14 protein-coding genes and 1 pseudogene are annotated in these 16,828 nt (G+C 75.1%); 9 read left to right on the top strand and 6 right to left on the bottom strand.

All coding sequences use genetic code 11. The features are described from left to right. The first annotated feature begins 36 nt into the window (after window positions 1-36). Window positions 37-1,665, top strand: a complete 1,629-nt coding sequence (locus ACZ5OX_RS30855) for an N-acyl-D-amino-acid deacylase family protein (RefSeq protein WP_465634541.1) — start codon at window positions 37-39, stop codon at window positions 1,663-1,665. Next, the gene (locus ACZ5OX_RS30850; protein ID WP_465634540.1) at window positions 1,662-2,534 is read left to right on the top strand and encodes a serine hydrolase; all 873 of its coding nucleotides are present in this window, start codon (window positions 1,662-1,664) and stop codon (window positions 2,532-2,534) included. The genes ACZ5OX_RS30855 and ACZ5OX_RS30850 overlap by 4 nt, the downstream gene beginning before the upstream one ends. A 52-nt stretch (window positions 2,535-2,586) precedes the next feature. Here the strand turns inward: ACZ5OX_RS30850 and ACZ5OX_RS30845 are convergent, their stop codons facing one another. Together ACZ5OX_RS30845 and lysA are read right to left on the bottom strand one after the other, a co-directional pair. After that, window positions 2,587-3,510 (bottom strand): LysR family transcriptional regulator, encoded by a 924-nt coding sequence (locus tag ACZ5OX_RS30845; RefSeq protein ID WP_392878076.1) that lies wholly within the window; start codon window positions 3,508-3,510, stop codon window positions 2,587-2,589. 9 nt (window positions 3,511-3,519) lie between these two features. Beyond that, window positions 3,520-4,929 (bottom strand): diaminopimelate decarboxylase, encoded by a 1,410-nt coding sequence (lysA, locus tag ACZ5OX_RS30840; protein ID WP_465634538.1) that lies wholly within the window; start codon window positions 4,927-4,929, stop codon window positions 3,520-3,522. A gap of 188 nt (window positions 4,930-5,117) precedes the next feature. Between lysA and ACZ5OX_RS30835 the strand changes: the two genes are divergently transcribed. From ACZ5OX_RS30835 to ACZ5OX_RS30825, 3 genes and pseudogenes are all read left to right on the top strand, one after another. Continuing rightward, window positions 5,118-5,786, top strand: a complete 669-nt coding sequence (locus tag ACZ5OX_RS30835; RefSeq protein ID WP_449790641.1) for a GntR family transcriptional regulator — start codon at window positions 5,118-5,120, stop codon at window positions 5,784-5,786. Between the two features lie 86 nt (window positions 5,787-5,872). After that, window positions 5,873-7,132 carry an MFS transporter gene (locus tag ACZ5OX_RS30830; protein WP_465634537.1) on the top strand — a complete coding sequence of 420 codons (1,260 nt, stop codon included), beginning with the start codon at window positions 5,873-5,875 and terminating at the stop codon, window positions 7,130-7,132. Between the two features lie 3 nt (window positions 7,133-7,135). Next, a pseudogene (locus tag ACZ5OX_RS30825) lies at window positions 7,136-7,297 on the top strand (Uma2 family endonuclease); the annotation flags it as partial. Between the two features lie 7 nt (window positions 7,298-7,304). Here ACZ5OX_RS30825 and ACZ5OX_RS30820 read toward each other — a convergent pair. Next, the gene (locus tag ACZ5OX_RS30820; RefSeq protein ID WP_465634536.1) at window positions 7,305-9,371 is read right to left on the bottom strand and encodes an MDR family MFS transporter; all 2,067 of its coding nucleotides are present in this window, start codon (window positions 9,369-9,371) and stop codon (window positions 7,305-7,307) included. Between the two features lie 340 nt (window positions 9,372-9,711). On the opposite strand from ACZ5OX_RS30820, the gene ACZ5OX_RS30815 reads away from it, so the two are divergent. Both ACZ5OX_RS30815 and ACZ5OX_RS30810 read left to right on the top strand, forming a co-directional pair. Beyond that, a complete protein-coding gene (locus ACZ5OX_RS30815; protein ID WP_465634578.1) occupies window positions 9,712-11,169 on the top strand; it encodes an MFS transporter in 1,458 nt (485 codons plus the stop codon). Continuing rightward, the gene (locus tag ACZ5OX_RS30810) at window positions 11,166-11,807 is read left to right on the top strand and encodes a maleylpyruvate isomerase N-terminal domain-containing protein (RefSeq protein ID WP_465634534.1); all 642 of its coding nucleotides are present in this window, start codon (window positions 11,166-11,168) and stop codon (window positions 11,805-11,807) included. Before ACZ5OX_RS30815 ends, ACZ5OX_RS30810 begins: the two co-directional genes overlap by 4 nt. A 105-nt stretch (window positions 11,808-11,912) precedes the next feature. On the opposite strand, the gene ACZ5OX_RS30805 is transcribed toward ACZ5OX_RS30810, so the two are convergent. Both ACZ5OX_RS30805 and ACZ5OX_RS30800 read right to left on the bottom strand, forming a co-directional pair. Beyond that, the gene (locus tag ACZ5OX_RS30805) at window positions 11,913-12,767 is read right to left on the bottom strand and encodes an ABC transporter permease (protein ID WP_465634533.1); all 855 of its coding nucleotides are present in this window, start codon (window positions 12,765-12,767) and stop codon (window positions 11,913-11,915) included. After that, entirely contained in the window at window positions 12,764-13,687 is a 924-nt protein-coding gene (locus ACZ5OX_RS30800; RefSeq protein ID WP_465634531.1) for an ATP-binding cassette domain-containing protein, read from the bottom strand. The genes ACZ5OX_RS30805 and ACZ5OX_RS30800 overlap by 4 nt, the downstream gene beginning before the upstream one ends. A 135-nt stretch (window positions 13,688-13,822) precedes the next feature. On the opposite strand from ACZ5OX_RS30800, the gene ACZ5OX_RS30795 reads away from it, so the two are divergent. Both ACZ5OX_RS30795 and ACZ5OX_RS30790 read left to right on the top strand, forming a co-directional pair. Continuing rightward, window positions 13,823-15,073 (top strand): sensor histidine kinase, encoded by a 1,251-nt coding sequence (locus tag ACZ5OX_RS30795; RefSeq protein ID WP_465634530.1) that lies wholly within the window; start codon window positions 13,823-13,825, stop codon window positions 15,071-15,073. A gap of 50 nt (window positions 15,074-15,123) precedes the next feature. Beyond that, window positions 15,124-15,786, top strand: coding sequence for a response regulator (locus ACZ5OX_RS30790; RefSeq protein WP_465634576.1), 663 nt, complete (start codon window positions 15,124-15,126; stop codon window positions 15,784-15,786). 68 nt (window positions 15,787-15,854) lie between these two features. Here ACZ5OX_RS30790 and ACZ5OX_RS30785 read toward each other — a convergent pair whose 3' ends face one another. After that, on the bottom strand, window positions 15,855-16,694 hold the full coding sequence (locus tag ACZ5OX_RS30785) for an SAM-dependent methyltransferase (protein WP_465634529.1): 840 nt from the start codon (window positions 16,692-16,694) through the stop codon (window positions 15,855-15,857). Window positions 16,695-16,828: the final 134 nt, after the last annotated feature.

Here is a 16,828-nt window from a genome sequence, read left to right as displayed (position 1 = left end):
GCGATGGGACCAGCGATGGCACAGATGGGAGCGGACGTGACCACGACCCCGGTCGACCTGCTGCTGCGCGGCGGCACCCTGGTGGACGGCACCGGGGCGCCCGCCCGTCCGGCCGACCTCGCCGTCGCGGACGGCCGGGTCTCCGTGCTGCCGCCCGGCACCGCGGTGACCGCGGCCGAGACCCTGGACGTCACCGGACGGGTCGTCACCCCCGGCTTCATCGACGTCCACACCCACTCGGACGCGCTCGCCGCCCCCTTCGGCGGCGGCAGCCACACCGACGGCGACGCCCTGGACGAGTTGCGGCTCGCCCCGCTGCTCCAGGGCGTCACCACCGAGATCAGCGGCAACTGCGGGATCAGCCTGTTCCCCGCGCTGCCCGAGCGGCTGCCCGAACTGGCCGGGCACCTGCGGGTCTCCTTCGGCCTCGGGCCGGTGCTGCCCGCCGAGGACTTCGACGCCTTCGCCGCCGGCCAGCGGCCCGAACTGCGCCGCAACCACATCGCCTCGCTGGTCGGCCACGGCACGCTGCGCGCCGGGGTGATGGGCTTCGAGGACCGCCCGCCCACCGCCGAGGAGCTGGCCGCCATGTGCGAGCTGCTCGACCGGGCGCTGGGCCAGGGCGCGGCCGGGCTCTCCACCGGCCTGATCTACCCGCCCGGCGTCTACGCGGACACCGAGGAGATCGTCGCCCTGGCGAAGGTCGCCGCGCGGCACGGCAAGCCGTACGTCACGCACCTGCGCGACGAGATGTCCCAGGTGGAGAAGGCCCTGGAGGAGGCGCTGGAGATCGCGGTGCGCTCCGGTGCCCCGCTCCAGGTCTCCCACCACAAGACCGCGGGGCGGCACGCCTGGGGCGCCACCCTGCGCACCCTGCCGCGCCTGGAGCAGGCCCGCGCCGACGGCGTGGACGTGCTCTGCGACGTCTACCCGTACACCGCCGGCAGCACCGTGCTGCACGCGATGCTGCCGCCCTGGACCAGCGAGGGCGGGCCGGCCGCGCTGCTGGAGCGGCTGCGCAGCAAGGAGGTGCGGGACCGGATCCGGTCGGACATCGCGAACGGCGTCGAGGGCTGGGAGAACACCGTCGGCAACGGCGGCTGGGACCTGATCTCGGTGGCCGCCGCCCCCGCCCGCCGTACGGCCGAGGGCCGCCGGATCGCCGACCTGGCCGCCGAGCGCGGCGCCGACCCGGTGGACTACGTCTGCGACCTGCTGCTGGAGGCACAGGGCGAGGTGACCATCATCAGCCACTCGATGCGCGAGGACGACGTCCGCCGGGTGCTGGCCAGCCCGCTGTCGATGATCGGCTCCGACGGCGTGCCCAAACCCGGCCGCCCGCACCCCCGTTGGGCGGGCAGCTTCGCCCGGGTGCTCGGCCACTACGGGCGCGAGCAGGGGCTGCTGCCGCTGGAGCTCGCGGTGCACAAGATGACCGGCCTGCCCGCCGAGCGCTTCCGGCTGGCCGGGCGCGGGGTGGTCAGGGACGGCGCGATCGCGGACCTGGTGGTGCTGGACCCGGCGGCCGTCCTGGACGGCGCGACCTTCGAGCGGCCGCTGCTGCCGCCGGTGGGAGTGGAGACCGTGGTGGTGGCCGGGCGGGTCGCGGTGCGCGGCGGCCGGGCGACCGCGATCCGGGCCGGAGAGGTGGTGCGGGTCCGATGAGCCTCGCCCAGGTGGCGGCCGCCGCGCGCAGCTCGGCGGCGCTCCCGCTGACCCTCGCGGTGGCGGCCGTGGACGTGGACGCCGTCGGCCCGGCCGACGGCGCCGACGGCGGCGCGGTCGGCGCGGTCGGGGTGGACGACACCGTCGTGCTGCCCGTCGCCAGCGCCTCCAAGCTGCTGCTGCTCGCCGAGGTCGCCCGACGGCTGGACACCGGGGAGCTGACGGCCGGGCGGCCGGTGGCGATCCTCCCCGAGGACGTCACCGGCGGCACCGGCCTGCTCGGCCGGCTGAGCCGGCCCGGCTGGACGGTGGAGGACCTGGCCTGGCTGACCGCCGCGGTCAGCGACAACACCGCCACCAACGCGCTGCTGCGACTGGTCGGGCTGCCGGCCACCGCCCGGCTGGCGCGCGAGCTCGGACTGGAGCGGCTCACCCTGCACGACCGGGTGCGCGACGAGCGCGGGCCGGACGTCCCGCCCGTCTTCGCCACCGGCACCGCCCGCGACCTGGCCCGCCTGGTGGCCCTCGCCGTCCGGGGCACCATGGCCACGCCGGCGGCCTCGGCCCGGCTGCTCGGCTGGATGCGCGCCAACACCGACCACGGCCTGGTGCCCGCGCTGATCGACCACGACCCGTACGCCCCCGGCTTCCCCGAGCCGCTGCCCGGCCGCCTGCTGGTCGCCAACAAGACCGGCACGGACACCGGGGTACGGGCCGACGCGGGCGTCGTCGTGGGTGCCCGCCGGGTGGCCTACGCGGTCGTCGCGCACTGGGACGTGACGCTCGGGCCCAGCACCGAACGGGCCGCCGTGCACGCCATCCGGGACGTCGGCCGCGCCCTCGCGGCCTGGGCCCAGCGGCCGGCCTGAGCCGGCTCCCTGCCGGCCTGATCCCCCGGCCCGGGCCGCCCGGGCCGGGGGATCAGGCCCACCGCATGTCGAGCAGGGACCTGATCTCCCCGGCGGCGGCGCCGAGTTCGGCGAGGAAGTCCCGCAGCACCGGGTTGCGGTTGGTGGCCCGGGTGGCCACCCCGATCCGGCGGTGCAGCTGCGGGTGGTCCAGCCGGCACACGTGCACCCCGGCGCTGTCGGCCAGGCCGAGCGCCGGGATCAGCGCGACGCCCATGCCGGCCCGCGCGAGGTTGATGGTCACCTGGTAGTGGTCGCTGCGGCAGCGCACCCGGGGGCGGAACCCCTCGGCCGCGCAGGCGCGTTCGAGCACCGGCTCGCCGGTGCTGCCGCCGTGGGTGCCGATCCAGCTCTCGCCCTCCAGCTCGGCCAGCCGCACCACCGAGCGCCGTCCGAGCCGGTGCCGCAGCGGCACCACGACCAGCTGCGGTTCCTCGAAGTACATCCGCACGTCCACCGCCGCCTGCCGGCACCACGGGTCCAGCGGGTGCTCGAAGACGACGGCCGCGTCCAGCCGGCCGGCCTCCAGGTCCGGGACCAGCTCGTGCGGCTGGCCCATGATGAGCTCCAGCTCCACCTGGGGGTGCCCGGCGGCGAACGCGGCCAGCGCCCGGGGCAGCAGGTCCAGCCCGGCGGAGGCGAAGAAGCCGATCCGCAGCACGCCGGCCGCGGCCTGGGCGTGCGCCCGCAGGTCGTCCTGGGCGACGGCCATCAGATCGGCGATCGCCTGCGCGTGCTCGGCCAGCCGGACCCCGGCCGGCGTCAGGCGCAGGGACTGCGGAGCCCGTTCCACCAGCGCGACACCCAGCTCCTGCTCCAGGCGGGCGAGCTGGTGCGAGATGGCGGACGGGCTCAGGTGCAGGGCCTGCGCCGCGGCCACGATGGTGCCCCGGCGGGCGATCTCCAGGAGGACGTGCAGTCGGGCGCTGTTCAGCATCGGCCCAGGTTAGAGGGTGTACGCCGGCTGCGCAGCCACCGGTTCGCGGGTGCCGGAGGCGGCGGCCACGTCCAGCCGGAGCAGGTCGTGCTCGGTCTCCCGGCGCACCACCAGGCGGGCCTCGCCGTCGCGGACGAAGACCACGGCGGGCCGCGGCAGCTTGTTGTAGTTGGACGCCATGGCGTACCCGTACGCGCCGGTCACCGGGGTGGCCAGCAGGTCGCCGACCCGCAGGTCGGCGGGGAGCGCGGCGTCGTCGATGATGACGTCGCCGCTCTCGCAGTGCTTGCCGACCAGCCGGGCGCGGGCCGGGCGGGGTGCCTGGGGGCAGCGGGGCAGGAAGGCCTCGTAGCGGGCGCCGTACAGGGCGGGGCGCAGGTTGTCGCTCATCCCGCCGTCCACGCTGACGTAGGTGCGCACGCCCTCGATCCGCTTGACGGTGCCGACCCGGTACAGGGTCAGCCCGGCCCGGGCGGCGATCGAGCGGCCGGGCTCGACGCCGACCTCGCCGCTCCAGCCGGCGCCGCGCACCGCCGCGCGGACCCGCTCGGCCCAGACGGCGAAGGAGGGGGCGCTCTGCCCGCTCAGGTAGGCCACGCCCAGGCCGCCGCCGACGGTCAGCCGGCGCAGGCCGTGCTCCACCGCGAACCGGGCCACCGCGGCGGCGCCGTCGGCCAGTTCGGCCGCGTCGAGCACCTGGGAGCCGACGTGGGCGTGGACGCCCTCCAGCCGTACCGCGGCGGAGGCCTCGGCCCGGCGCACCGCGGCCGCGGCGGCGCCGTCGGCCAGGCCGAAGCCGAACTTGGAGTCGTGGCCGCCGGTCTGGATGGCCTGGTGGGCGCCGGCCGCGACCCCGGGTGCCACCCGCAGCTGGATCCGGGCCGGGGGCAGGCCCTCCTCGTGGTGCAGCCGTTCGATCCGGTCCAGCTCGTCGAAGCTGTCCACCACGATGTGGCGCAGGCCGACGGTCAGCGCGGTGCGCAGCTCGGCCTCGTCCTTGTTGTTGCCGTGCAGCACGATCTGCTCCGGGGCGACCCCGGCGTACAGCGCGGTGCGCAGCTCGCCGCCGGAGGCGACGTCCAGCAGCAGCCCCTCCTCGGCGGCGAGCCGGGCCATCGCGGTGCAGAGGAAGGCCTTGGAGGCGTAGGCGACGTTGCCCCGGCCGAAGGCGGCCACCGCCTCGCGGCAGCGGCGGCGCAGGTGCTCCTCGTCGTAGACGAACAGCGGCGTGCCGTACCGGCGGGCCGCCTCGGCGAGGAGCACGCCGCCGACGGACAGGCCCTCGGGGCGGAACTCGGCGGTGAGCGGCAGCAGGCCCGGATCGACGGGCGGCAGGCCCGGATCGACGGGCGGCAGGCCCGGATCGATGGGCGGCAGGGCCTGGTCGACGGGCGGCAGGGCCGGCGGCACAGGGGACACGGGCGACATGGGGGACAAGGCTTCCTCCCGGCAGGCTGTTGGCCCCGCCCATCCTCGGCCCTGCGGGAGGGACGGAGAAAGCGCATTCTTCGGGCCCTGAGCAGTACCGAAACCGATGCTCGGGCTCCGCCGGAGACCCGCAGGGCTGTTGCATCTAAGCTTGCATCTATGGTGCTACGGTGTGCTCCATGGCCGACACCCCGCCCCCCGCCCGCGTACCGGCCGCGGACCGCGCGTACGAACTGACCAAGGACCTCATCCTCGGCGGCGCCCTGCCCGGCGGCACGCTGATCAGCGAGGGCGAGATCGCCGAGCGCGCCTCGCTCAGCCGCACACCCGTCCGGGAGGCCTTCCTGCGGCTGCAGGCCGAGGGGCTGCTCCAGCTCTTCCCCAAGCGCGGAGCCGTCGTGGTGCCCGTCGGCCCCGGTGAGGCCGAGGACGTGCTGGAACTGCGCGAGGCGCTGGAGAGCACCGCCGTGCGCCGGATCACCCGCCGCCCCGACGGCCTCGACGCGCTGGTCCGGCAGCTGTCCGAACTGATCGACCAGCAGCGCGGACCGGCCCGCCGGGCCGACCTCGGCGCCTTCGCCGACGCCGACGAGGCCTTCCACCGGGGCATCGTGACGGCCTCCGGCAACGAGCTCGCCGAACGGTTCTACGGGACGCTGCGCGACCGCCAGCGCCGGATGGCCGTCCAACTGCTCCAGGTGCGGCCCGAACGGCAGGCGGAACGGCTGGCCACGCTGGTCGAGGAGCACACCGTGCTCGTCGAGCGGATCGCGGCCCGTGACGCCGAGGGCTTCACCGCCGCCCTGCGCGCCCACCTGGACGCCCACCGGGCGGTCACCGACCGCTGACCCCCCTTCACCGCGCGCCGACGACCGTGCGCGCACACCCCCGACGGACCGCCGGGACCGACCATCCGACAAGGAGCAGCACCACCATGAGCACCACCCGGCCGCCGTCCGCCGGTCCCGTCGCACCGTCCGGCCGGGGGCGGCCGTGGCTGCTCGCGGCCCTGGCCATGCTCTGCTGCGGGTGGGGCGGCAACCAGTTCACCCCGCTGCTGCTGATGTACCGCCACCTCGGCGGCTACTCGGAGGTCACCGTGGACGCCTTCCTGGGGGCGTACGTCCTCGGACTGGTCCCCGGGCTGCTGGTCGGTGGTGCGGCCTCGGACCGCTACGGGCGCCGCCCGCTGATGATCGGCGCGGTGGCCGTCTCGCTCGCCGCCAGCGCGGTGCTGTGCGGCGGCTCCGCCGGTGAACTCCCCATCTACGCCGGGCGGTTCCTCACCGGCATAGCCGTCGGCATCGCGATGGCCGTCGGCACCAGCTGGGTCAAGGAGCTCTCCCAGGCCCCGCACGACCCGGCCGCCGACCCGGGCGCCGGCGCCCGCCGCGCCTCCCTCGCCCTGACCCTCGGCTTCGGCCTCGGCGCCGGGGTGGCCGGGGTGCTCGCCCAGTGGGGCCCCTGGCCGATGGTCACCCCGTACCTCGCCCACCTGCTGGTCACCCTGCCCGCGCTGTTCCTGCTCCCGAGGGCCGTCGAGACCCGGGCCCGTTCGGCGGCCGTCCGCAGCCTCTGGGCGGACCTCAAGGTCCCGGCGGCCGGGCACCGGCGCTTCGTCCGGGTCGTGCTGCCGATGGCCCCGTGGGTGTTCGGCTCGGCCGGCGTCGCGTACGCGGTGACCCCGCAGCTGGTCGGCGACCGGCTCGGCGAGTGGTCGCTGGCCTACGCGACCCTGCTGACCGTCCTCACCCTCGGCACCGGAGCCCTCGTCCAGCCCTTCGCCAAGCGCCTGGACTCGCTCTCCTCGGCGCGCGGCGTCATCGTCTCCATGGTGCTGATGGCCTGCGGCATGGCCGTCTGCGCCGGCGACGCGGCGGTCCGCTCCCCGCTGCTCGGCCTGGGCGGCGCGGTCCTGCTCGGCGCCGCGTACGGGATCGGGGTGGTCTCCGGACTGCTGGAGATCCAGCGCATCGTCACCCCGGACGACCTGGCCGGCATCACCGGCGTCTACTACGCGCTCTGCTACTCGGGCTTCCTGCTGCCCGCCGTGCTCGCGGCGCTCTCCTCGATGGCCTCCTACACCGTGATGCTCACCGTGGTGACGGCCCTCGCCCTCGCCAGTCTCGCCGTGATCGTCCTCTCCTCCCGCCGCACGGCCCCCGCCCCGACCCCGGCGGAAGCCTCCCGCTGACGCGCCCCGCTCTACCTCCTCGTCGACCGGCAGAACCGCAGCTGCACCCTGTACAGCGAGCCGACCCGCCTCGGTTACGCCGCCGAGAGCGGCCCGCATCCCTTCGGCGTGCCCGTTCACCTCCCGGCGCCGTTCGACCTGGACATCGACACCACTCGTCTGTAGGTGCCGCCTAGACCGTGGCGCCGTCCGTCGGTCGGGCGTGGGCCGGGAGGCCGTTGGCGAGGTCCTCGACCAGGAGGCGCCAGGCGATGGCGTCGGCGGCGGCGCGCAGGCGGGGGCTGCGGGGGCGGCCGGCGTCGGCGTCGAGGCGGGCGTTGAGCCAGTCGGACCAGGCGTGGGCGAGGGTGCGGACCTCGTGGGTGCCGGCCTCGGTGAGGGAGAGGTGGTCGCCGTCGCGGAGCAGGTAGCCTTCGGCGGCCATCCGGTCGAAGACCGGCTCCAGGACCTCGGGCGGCACCCGCTTGCGGGCGCCGACGAGGTCCAGCGAGGCGTAGCCGACGGCCTTGGTGTGGCCGGCCACCTCCATCAGCGCCCAGGCCCCGGCCAGGTCCACCCGGGTGCCGGCGCCGGAGACGATCGTCCGGACGGTGTCGAGGTCCACTCCTCGTACGAGCGTGGACACCGCGTACTCCAGGTGCGGGTCGGAGTCGGCGGTGGTCGGCTGGCCGAAGGCCTCGCCCATGTCGGTGGAGCCCGCCCGGGCGGTGTCGCGCAGCTGCACCTGTTTGAGGAAGAGCGACACCACGAAGCCGATCACGGCCACCGGGATGGTCCACAGGTACACGGTGTGCAGGGCGTCGGAGTACGCCTGGACGATCGGTGCGGCCTGGTCGGCGGGCAGCTGGTGCAGGCCCTGGGGGCTCTGCGCGGCGTGGGTGAGCGCGGCCGGGTCGGCGCCGGTGAGCCGGGCTGCGGTGGCGATCCCGCCGGCGAGTTCGGTCTTCAGGCTGTTGGCGTAGATGGTGCCGAACACCGCCGTGCCGAAGGAGCTGCCGATGGTGCGGAAGAAGGTCACCCCGGAGGTGGCGGTGCCGAGGTCGGCGTAGTCGACGGTGTTCTGCACGGCGATGGTGAGCACCTGCATGCTCAACCCGATGCCGGCGCCGAGCACGAACATGTAGAGCGAGGCGAGTACGGATCCGGTGCCGGGTTCCAGCCGGGAGAGCAGGTAGAGGCCGAGGGCCATCACCGCCGTGCCGACGATCGGGAACAGCCGGTACTGCCCGGTCTTGCTGACCGCGTTGCCGCTGGCGACCGAGGCGATCAGCAGACCGATCACCATCGGCAGCGTCCGGACGCCGGAGACGGTCGCCGAGTCGCCGTCCACGTACTGGAGGAAGGTCGGCAGGAAGGTCAGCGCGCCGAGCATGGCGAAGCCGACGATGAAGCTGAGCACCGAGCAGACCGTGAACACCGGGTTGCGGAACAGCCGCATCGGCAGCATCGGTTCGACGGCCCGGATCTCCACCCAGCAGAACAGGCCGAGTGCCAGCGCGCCGCCGACGAACAGGCCGATGATCACCCCGGAGCCCCAGGCGTACTGGTTGCCGCCCCAACTGGTCGCCAGGATCAGCGCGCCGGCCCCGGCCGCGACCAGCACGATGCCCAGGTAGTCGACGACCGGGCGGGTCGCCGAGCGGACGGACGGGATGGTCCGGGCGGCGGCGGCGACCACCACGACCGCGAGCGGCACGTTGACGTAGAACGCCCAGCGCCAGGACAGGTGGTCGGTGAACAGCCCGCCCAGCAGCGGCCCGATCACCGTGGCGACGCCGAACACCGCGCCCATCGCGCCCTGGTACTTGCCGCGCTCGCGCAGCGGGATGACGTCCGCGATCAGCGCCATGGAGGTGACCATCAGGCCACCCGCGCCGAAGCCCTGCACGGCGCGCCAGGTGATCAGCAGGGTCATGGAGGTGGCCAGGCCGCACAGGAACGAGCCGGCGACGAAGACGACGGCGGAGATCTGGAACAGCAGCTTGCGCCCGTACAGGTCGCCGAACTTGCCGGCCAGCACGGTGGCCACCGTCTCGGCCAGCAGGTAGGAGGTCACCACCCAGGACATGTGCGCGGCCCCGCCGAGGTCCGCGACGATGGTGGGCAGCGCGGTGCCGACGATGGTCTGGTCGAGGGCGGCCAGCAGCACGCCCAGCACGATGGTGGCGAAGACGACGTTCCGCTGCCGGACGTCCAGCACCGGAGGGGCGGAGGGCGCGGTCTCGGTGGCGACGGTCATGCCGTCAGCCTCCGGGGTGGGGGCGGCGGTCGCGATCCGATTCGGCCGTTCGGGTGACATTGGGTGGAATTCGCCCGGGTGGCGGGCACAGGTGGGCCGGGCGACGATGATCCGAGCCAAGCCGACCGACGATCACCCGTCGACCCAGGACGCCCCATCGCCCAGATGCCCCGTCGACCAGGATGTCGACCAGGAAGCCCCGGCCCCCGGGAGGCTCCCATTGAACGCCGACCCCCCGCGCAACACCACGAACCCCGAGCAGCTCGGATCCACCGCCGTGGGCGCCCGGGCCGCCGCCCGGCGTTGGCGGGCGCTCACCGTCTGCCTCGTCGCCGGCTTCATGACCCTGCTGGACGTCAGCATCGTCAACGTCGCGCTGCCGACCGTACGGGTCGGGCTGCACATGTCCGACAGCGGCCTGCAGTGGGTGCTCAGCGGCTACGCGCTGGCCTTCGGCCTGGTGCTGGTGCCCGCCGGGCGGCTCGGCGACGCGCGTAGCCGGCGGGCCGTCTTCCTCGCCGGGCTCGCCCTGTTCACCGTGGCCAGCGCGCTCGCCGGCGCGGCGCAGAGCCAGGAGTGGCTGGTGCTCGCCCGGCTGTTCCAGGGCGCGGCCGGCGGCGTGCTGGTGCCGCAGGTGTCCGGCTTCATCCAGGTGCTGTTCCAGGGCGCTGAGCGCGGCCGGGCCTTCGGCGCCCTCGGCGCGACCATCGGGCTGTCCACCGCCGTCGGACCGCTGCTCGGCGGGCTGCTGATCCACGCCGTCGGCCCGGAGAACGGCTGGCGCTGGGTGTTCCTGGTCAACCTGCCGATCGGCGTCGCCCTGCTGCCGATCGCCTACCGGCTGCTTCCGGAGCCGCCGCCCGCCGACCAGCGGGCCGGGCACCGGGACTTCGACCCGGTCGGCGTGCTGCTGCTCGGCGCCGGGACGGTCTCGCTGCTGCTGCCGTTCGTCCAGGCCCAGCAGTGGCACGGCTGGGTCCGCTGGCTGCTGCTGCCGCTGGCGGCGGCGCTGCTCGCCGTGTTCGTCGGCTGGGAGCTGCACTACGGGCGGCGGCGGGAACCGCTGGTGAGCATGGCGCTGTTCGCGGTGCGGCCGTACGCGGCGGGAACGCTGCTGTCGCTGGTGTACTTCGCCGGGTTCACCGCGATCTTCTTCATCTTCACGCTCTACCTCCAGGCGGGCCTGCACTACTCGGCGCTGACGGCGGGCCTGGCCGTCACGCCGTTCGCGGTCGGCTCGGGGGTGTCCGCGACGGTGGGCGGGAGGCTGGTGAGCCGGCTCGGGCGGCGGTTGGTGGTGGCCGGACTGCTGCTGGTGCTGGCCGGGCTGCTGGCCTCGGCGCTGGCGGTGCAGCTGTGGTCGGGGCCCCACGTGGGGTGGACGACGGCGCTGCCGCTGCTGGTCGCCGGGGTGGGCAGCGGGCTGGTGATCGCCCCGAACCAGACGCTGACCCTCCAACAGGTGCCGGTGGCCCGGGCGGGCAGCGCGGGCGGGGTGCTGCAGACCGCGCAGCGGGTCGGGTCGGCGGTGGGCATCGCCGTCGTCGGCTCGGTGTTCTTCGCCCATGCGACCGGGCCCCGCCCGGACTGGGCGCTGGCCTTCCAGCTGGGCGTGACGGTCGCGGCCGGCCTGGTGCTGGTGGCGCTGCTGGTGGCGGTCGCCGACATGGCCTCGGGCCGGGGCAGCTTCCGGGCCGCCGGGCCGAGGGTCGGGGACGGGCCGCAGGTGGGGGACGGGCCGCGGGTGGGGGACGGGCCGCGGGTGGGGGACGGGCCGCGCGGCGGAGACGAGCCGTGACGGGCGCCCGGACAGACTTCCTGGCCGCCGCCGCGGCAGCCGAGGAACTGCTGCGCCGCCCGGAGGTGGCCCGGGCCTGGCGGCGGCCGAGCGCGCTGGCGCAGTGGAGCGTCGGCGGGCTGGCCGGGCACCTGGCCTACCAGGTCCTGTGCGTGCCGGAGGTGCTGGCCGCGCCCGTACCGGCGGAGCCTGTGGTCGGGCTGCTGGACCACTACGCCCGGTCGGCCTGGGTCGGCGCCGCGCTCGACGCGGACGTCAACGTGCGGATCCGGCAGGGCAGTGAGGCCTTCGCGGCCGACGGGCCGGCCGTGCTGCACCGCCGGCTCACCGCCGTACTGCCGGAGCTCGCGGACACCCTGGCGGCGGCGGACGCCACCCGGCCTGCCCGGCTGCCGTTCTGGGGCCCGTGGGCACTGACCCTCGACGACCTGCTGGCCAGCCGGACGATGGAACTCGCCGTCCACGGCGACGACCTCGCGGTGAGCGTCGCCGTGGACGGACCCGAACTGCCGCCGGAGACCACCGAGTCGGTGATCGGCCTACTGGCCCGGCTGGCCGTCCGGCGGCACGGCCGGGCGGCCGTGCTGCGGGCGCTCAGCCGGGCCGAGCGGGCACCGGGCAGCATCGCGGCGTTCTGAGCTGCCGTGCTTCGCGCTGTGCCGCCTCTCGTGCCGTGCCGCGTCTCGTGCTGTGTCGCGTTTTGTACCGTGCCGGGTTTCGTACCGTGCCGCGCAGGTGGGACGTCAGTGGTCCCGGCGGTGGATGGCGAGTGCCGCGACGGCCACCGAGGCCAGCGACCACACCGCGAAGGTGGTCCAGGCACCCGTGACGGTGGCCGGGTACTCGGACGGGCGCAGGCCCGCCAGAGTGGTCCGGGCCAGGCGCTGCCAGGCGGGCAGCGGCAGGGCGTGCAGCAGGTCGACGCTCCAGCGGTAGCGCTCGGTGATCAGCGACGGGACGAAGAACAGCACCCCGACGGTGGCCACCACGGCCCCCGCGCCGTGCCGGATCAGGGTGCCGAGGCCGAGGCCGACCAGGGCGCAGACCGGGCCGAACAGCACCGCGGCCGCGACGTACCGCAGCGCGGCCGGATCGGTGACGGACTGCCCGATGCCCGTCCCGGACAGGATCGCCTGGCTCCCGCCGAAGGAGACGCCGACGGTGAGCACCCCGTAGCCGAACAGCACGGCGGCCAGTACGCAGGCCTTGGCGACGAGCACCGCCCGGCGGTCGGGCACGGCCGCCAGGGTGGTGCGGATCAGACCGGTCGCGTACTCGCCCGCGATGGCGAGCGCGCCGAGGCCGCCCGCGACCAGCATCAGGATGTCGGCGGAGGCGACGTTGAACGCGTCGTTGAGCGCCACCTGCGCCATGACCGCGGGGTCACCCTCGCCCGGGGTGTAGTGGTCGCGGGTGTAGAGCGCGGACTTGAGGTCGGCGGCGACGATCGCCACGGCGCTGAGGCCGAGCACCCAGGGGACCGAGCGCAGCGACCAGAACTTGATCCACTCGGCGGCCAGCAGGTCGCCGAAGCGGGCGCGCGGTTCGGTGCGGGGCGAGGCGGGGCCGGTGCGGTGCGGGGCGGGCAGGGTGCTCAACGGGGTTCTCCGGCGGGGTACTCGACGCTGTCGGCGGTCAGGTCCATGAACGCCTCCTCGAGGGAGGCGCCCCGGGGGGTCAGGGCGTGCAGCAACAGGCGCTGCTCCAGGGCGAGTTCGCCGATCCGGGTGGCGTCCAGGCCGCTCACCGCGAGTTCGCCGTCCGGGCCGGGCCGGACGGTGGCGCCGGCCGACGTCAACACGGCGGTGAGCCGCTCGGGTTCGGCGGCGCGGACGGTGACGGCGCGCAGGCCCGCTCTGGCGGCGAACTCGGTGAGGCTCTCGTCGGCGAGCAGCCGGCCGCGCCCGATCACCACCAGGTGGTCGGCGGTGTGCTCCATCTCGGCCATCATGTGGCTGGAGACGAAGACGGTCCGGCCCTCGGCGGCGAGCCGCCGGAACAGCCCGCGCACCCAGAGCACGCCCTCCGGGTCCAGTCCGTTCAGCGGCTCGTCGAACAGCAGCACCGGCGGGTCGCCGAGCAGCGCGCCGGCGATGCCGAGCCGCTGCCGCATGCCGAGCGAGTAGCCGCGGATCCGGCGCCCGGCGGCCTCGGTGAGCCCGACCTCGTGCAGCACTTGCTCGACCCGGGTGGCCGGGATCGCGTTGGCGCGGGCCAGCGCCCGCAGTTGGGCCCGGCCGGTGCGCCCGCCGTGGGCGTCGCCCGCGTCCAGCAGGGCGCCGGCGTGACGCAGGCCGCGCGGCCGGCCGCGGAAGGGGCGGCCGTCCACGGTGACGGTGCCGGAGGTCGGGTCGCCCAGGCCGAGGAGCAGCCGCAGGGTGGTGGACTTGCCCGCGCCGTTGGGGCCGAGGAAGCCGGTGACCCGGCCGGGCCGGACGGTGAAGGAGAGGCGGTCGACGGCGGTGCGGACGCGGTGGCCGCGGCCGTAGCGCTTCGTCAGCTCGGTGACTTCGATCATGCGCCCCACGGTGCCGGGGATCGTGGGGCGGGCACATCGGACCGGTGTCGACACCGCGAGCCACCGGAGGCCACCCGGGGCCGTACAACCACGGTTGGATGACGGCGTCCCGGACCGTCGTTACGATCGTGGACCATGCCCTCACCCCCCTCCCCGCCGCTGCTCCGGCGCGTTCCGCCCGAGGTCTGGGTCGGCCTCGCCTGGTGCGTGGCGGCCGGTTACCCCGCCGTCCGGCTCGGCGGCCAGGCCGCGCAGCACCCCGGCGCCGCCGCCCACGGCGGCTGGGCGTTCACCCTGGCCGACACGGCGGTGGCCTTCGCGGGCGCGGCGCTGGTACGACGGCTGCCGGTGCTCTCCGTCGTCCTGCTGCTGGTCGCCGCGTTCACCGAGACCGACGGCTGGGCCGGCGGCGCGCAGGTGCCGCCCGGCGCCCTGCTCGCGGTGGACACCGCGCTCTGCCTGATCACCGCGACCCGGCCGCGGCGCAGCTCCCGGGCCGCGTTCGCGCTGGTCATGGCCTTCCTGGTGCTGCACATCGGCATGGTGCACGGCAACACGGTGGGCATCTTCACCGGTACCCACATCGGCTCGGCCGACGGCGCCGCGCTGCTCGCGCTGGTCGCCTGGCTGATCGGCCGCTCGGTGCGGCAGAACCGGGAGCACGCCGAGGCGCTCGGCGCCCGGGTGGCCGAGGAGGCCGTCACCGCCGAACGGCTGCGGATCGCCCGGGAGATGCACGACACCGTCGCGCACAGCCTCGGTATCGTCGCCCTCCAGGCCGGCGCCGCCCGCCGGGTGATCGACCGTCGGCCGGAGCGGGCCAAGCAGGCGCTGGGCGAGATCGAGTCCGCCGGACGGGAGACCCTGGCCGCGCTGCGCCGGATGCTGGTCGTGCTGCGCCGGGCCGACGGCGAGGCCTCGGCCACGGTGCCGCAGGGCCTGGCGGACCTCGACCGGCTGGCCGGGGCGACCACCGCCGCGGGGGTACGGGTGGAGGTGCGGCGGCACGGCGAACCGGGGCCGCTGCCGCCGGAGGTCGACCTCGCGGCCTTCCGGATCGTCCAGGAGTCGGTGACCAACGTGGTGCGGCACGCGGACGTCGGCGCCTGCGTGGTCACGGTGGACCACCGGGCGGCGGGGGAGCTGTCGGTCGAGGTCACCGACCGGGGCAGTGGCTCCGGGGAGGGGCCGGGCGGCGGGTTCGGGCTGGCCGGGCTGCGGGAGCGGGTCGCCCTGCTGCGCGGCGAGTTCGAGGCCGGGCCGCTGCCCGGGGGCGGCTTCCGGGTGGCCGCCCGGTTGCCGGTGCCGGTGCCGGTGCCGGTGCCGGTGCCGGTGCCCGCGTCGGTGTCGGATCCTGGCTCGTCGGTCGGGGAGGCGGGCGCGTGATCCGGGTGGTGCTGGCCGACGACCAGCCGCTGGTGCGCGCCGCGTTGGAGATGGTGATCGCGGAGACGGCGGACGTCGAGGTGGTCGGCGAGGCGGGCACCGGGGCGGAGGCCGTCCGGCTGGCCGCCGAACTGCGGCCGGACGTCGTGGTGATGGACATCCGGATGCCGGGCATGGACGGCATCGAGGCCACTCGGCTGGTGACCGCGGACGGCGGGCCGACCAGGGTGGTGGTGCTCACCACCTTCGACGAGGACGAGCACGTGTACGCGGCGCTGGAGGCGGGGGCGTCCGGCTTCCTGGTCAAGGACATGGCGCTGGACGACATCCTCGGCGCGGTGCGGGTGGTCGCCGCCGGGGACGCGCTGATCGCGCCGAGCGTCACCCGGCGGCTGATCGGGGCGTTCGCGGCTGCCGCCGCTCCAGCCCCGGCCGCGGCTTCCGCCATCGCCGCCGACACCGCTGCCGCCGACACCGCTGCCGCCGCCACCACCGCCGAGCGGCGGCTGGCGGCGATCACCGGGCGCGAGCGGGAGATCCTCACCCTGGTCGGCCGGGGCCTGTCCAACTCCGAGATCGCCGCCGAACTGGTGCTCAGCATCGCGACCGTCAAGACGTACATGACCCGGCTGCTGGCCAAGCTCGACGCCCGGGACCGGGTGCAGCTGGTCATCCTGGCGTACGAGGCGGGCCTGGTCTCCGTGTCCGGCTGACCGGGCCCGCCACCGCAGGAACGATGCCGCGGGAACGATGCCGCGATCGGTCGTGGGGCGCCGGTTGCTCAGCGCTTGACGGCCACGCCCGCGTACATCGCGATGTCCTGGTCGCGGACGGGCGCGGCACCGGCGTCCGGCCGCCAGTGGTGCACCAGCGTGACCCCCGGGTCGAGCAGCTCGTAGCCCGCGAAGAAGGCCTCCGCCTCGGCCTTGTCGCGGATCTGGAGCGGGATGCCGCGGGCGTTGTACTCGCGGCCCACGCCGCCGACCCCCACCGGGTCGGTGTCCCCGGTGAAGACGGTCAGGGCGAGGAAGCTGCCCGGCGCCAGGGCGTCCATGAAGCGGCGCACGATGCCCTGCGGGTCGTCCTCGTCCAGTACGAAGTGGACGATCGCGATCAGCGACAGCGCCACCGGCTGCGAGAAGTCGAGCACTTCGCGCAGCCGGGGGTCGCCGATGATCGACTCCGGGTCGCGGAAGTCCGCGTCCACGTAACAGGTGCGGCCCTCGGGCGTGCTGTCCATCAGGGCCCGCGCGTGGGTCAGCACGATCGGGTCGTTGTCGACGTACGCGACCCGGGCCTCGGGGGCGATCGCCTGGGCGATCTCGTGCACGTTCGGCGAGGTCGGGATGCCGGTGCCGATGTCGAGGAACTGCCGCACGCCGTACTGCTCGGCGAGTTGGCGCACCGTGCGCTGCATGAAGTCGCGGGTGGTGCGCATCGAGATGGGCAGTGACGGCCAGGCCTGCACCGAGGCGTGCGCCGCGACCCGGTCCGCCTCGAAGTTGGTCTTGCCGCCGATGAGGTAGTCGTAGACCCGGGCGGAGTGCGGAACGTCCATCCGCAGGTCCACCGACGGGGGATCCTCGTGCGGACCGTGCTCGACTCGGATCTCGTTCGCCATGCTCGCTCTCCCGGTGCTGGGCATTCGTCATGGGCCGCGGTGGCAGCGGCCCATGGTGCGCATGGTAACGGTCTTCCAATGTGATGAGATGACTGGCCCTCAGGCTCGACCCCAGGCGCGACTCTCAGGCTCGA

It is taken from the genome of Kitasatospora sp. NPDC032121 (assembly GCF_055580145.1).
Note: the sequence above shows the minus strand (reverse complement) of the source record. Positions and strands in the feature narration are given on the sequence as shown.

Bases quoted from the DNA above. Each gene is read 5' to 3' on its own strand.
- ACZ5OX_RS30850 (WP_465634540.1), top strand. From the start codon at position 1,662: ATGAGCCTCGCCCAGGTGGCGGCCGCCGCGCGCAGCTCGGCGGCGCTC.
- ACZ5OX_RS30845 (WP_392878076.1), bottom strand. From the start codon at position 3,510: ATGCTGAACAGCGCCCGACTGCACGTCCTCCTGGAGATCGCCCGCCGG.
- ACZ5OX_RS30835 (WP_449790641.1), top strand. From the start codon at position 5,118: ATGGCCGACACCCCGCCCCCCGCCCGCGTACCGGCCGCGGACCGCGCG.
- ACZ5OX_RS30830 (WP_465634537.1), top strand. From the start codon at position 5,873: ATGAGCACCACCCGGCCGCCGTCCGCCGGTCCCGTCGCACCGTCCGGC.
- ACZ5OX_RS30820 (WP_465634536.1), bottom strand. From the start codon at position 9,371: ATGACCGTCGCCACCGAGACCGCGCCCTCCGCCCCTCCGGTGCTGGAC.
- ACZ5OX_RS30815 (WP_465634578.1), top strand. From the start codon at position 9,712: ATGACCCTGCTGGACGTCAGCATCGTCAACGTCGCGCTGCCGACCGTA.
- ACZ5OX_RS30800 (WP_465634531.1), bottom strand. From the start codon at position 13,687: ATGATCGAAGTCACCGAGCTGACGAAGCGCTACGGCCGCGGCCACCGC.
- ACZ5OX_RS30795 (WP_465634530.1), top strand. From the start codon at position 13,823: ATGCCCTCACCCCCCTCCCCGCCGCTGCTCCGGCGCGTTCCGCCCGAG.
- ACZ5OX_RS30790 (WP_465634576.1), top strand. From the start codon at position 15,124: ATGGTGATCGCGGAGACGGCGGACGTCGAGGTGGTCGGCGAGGCGGGC.
- ACZ5OX_RS30785 (WP_465634529.1), bottom strand. From the start codon at position 16,694: ATGGCGAACGAGATCCGAGTCGAGCACGGTCCGCACGAGGATCCCCCG.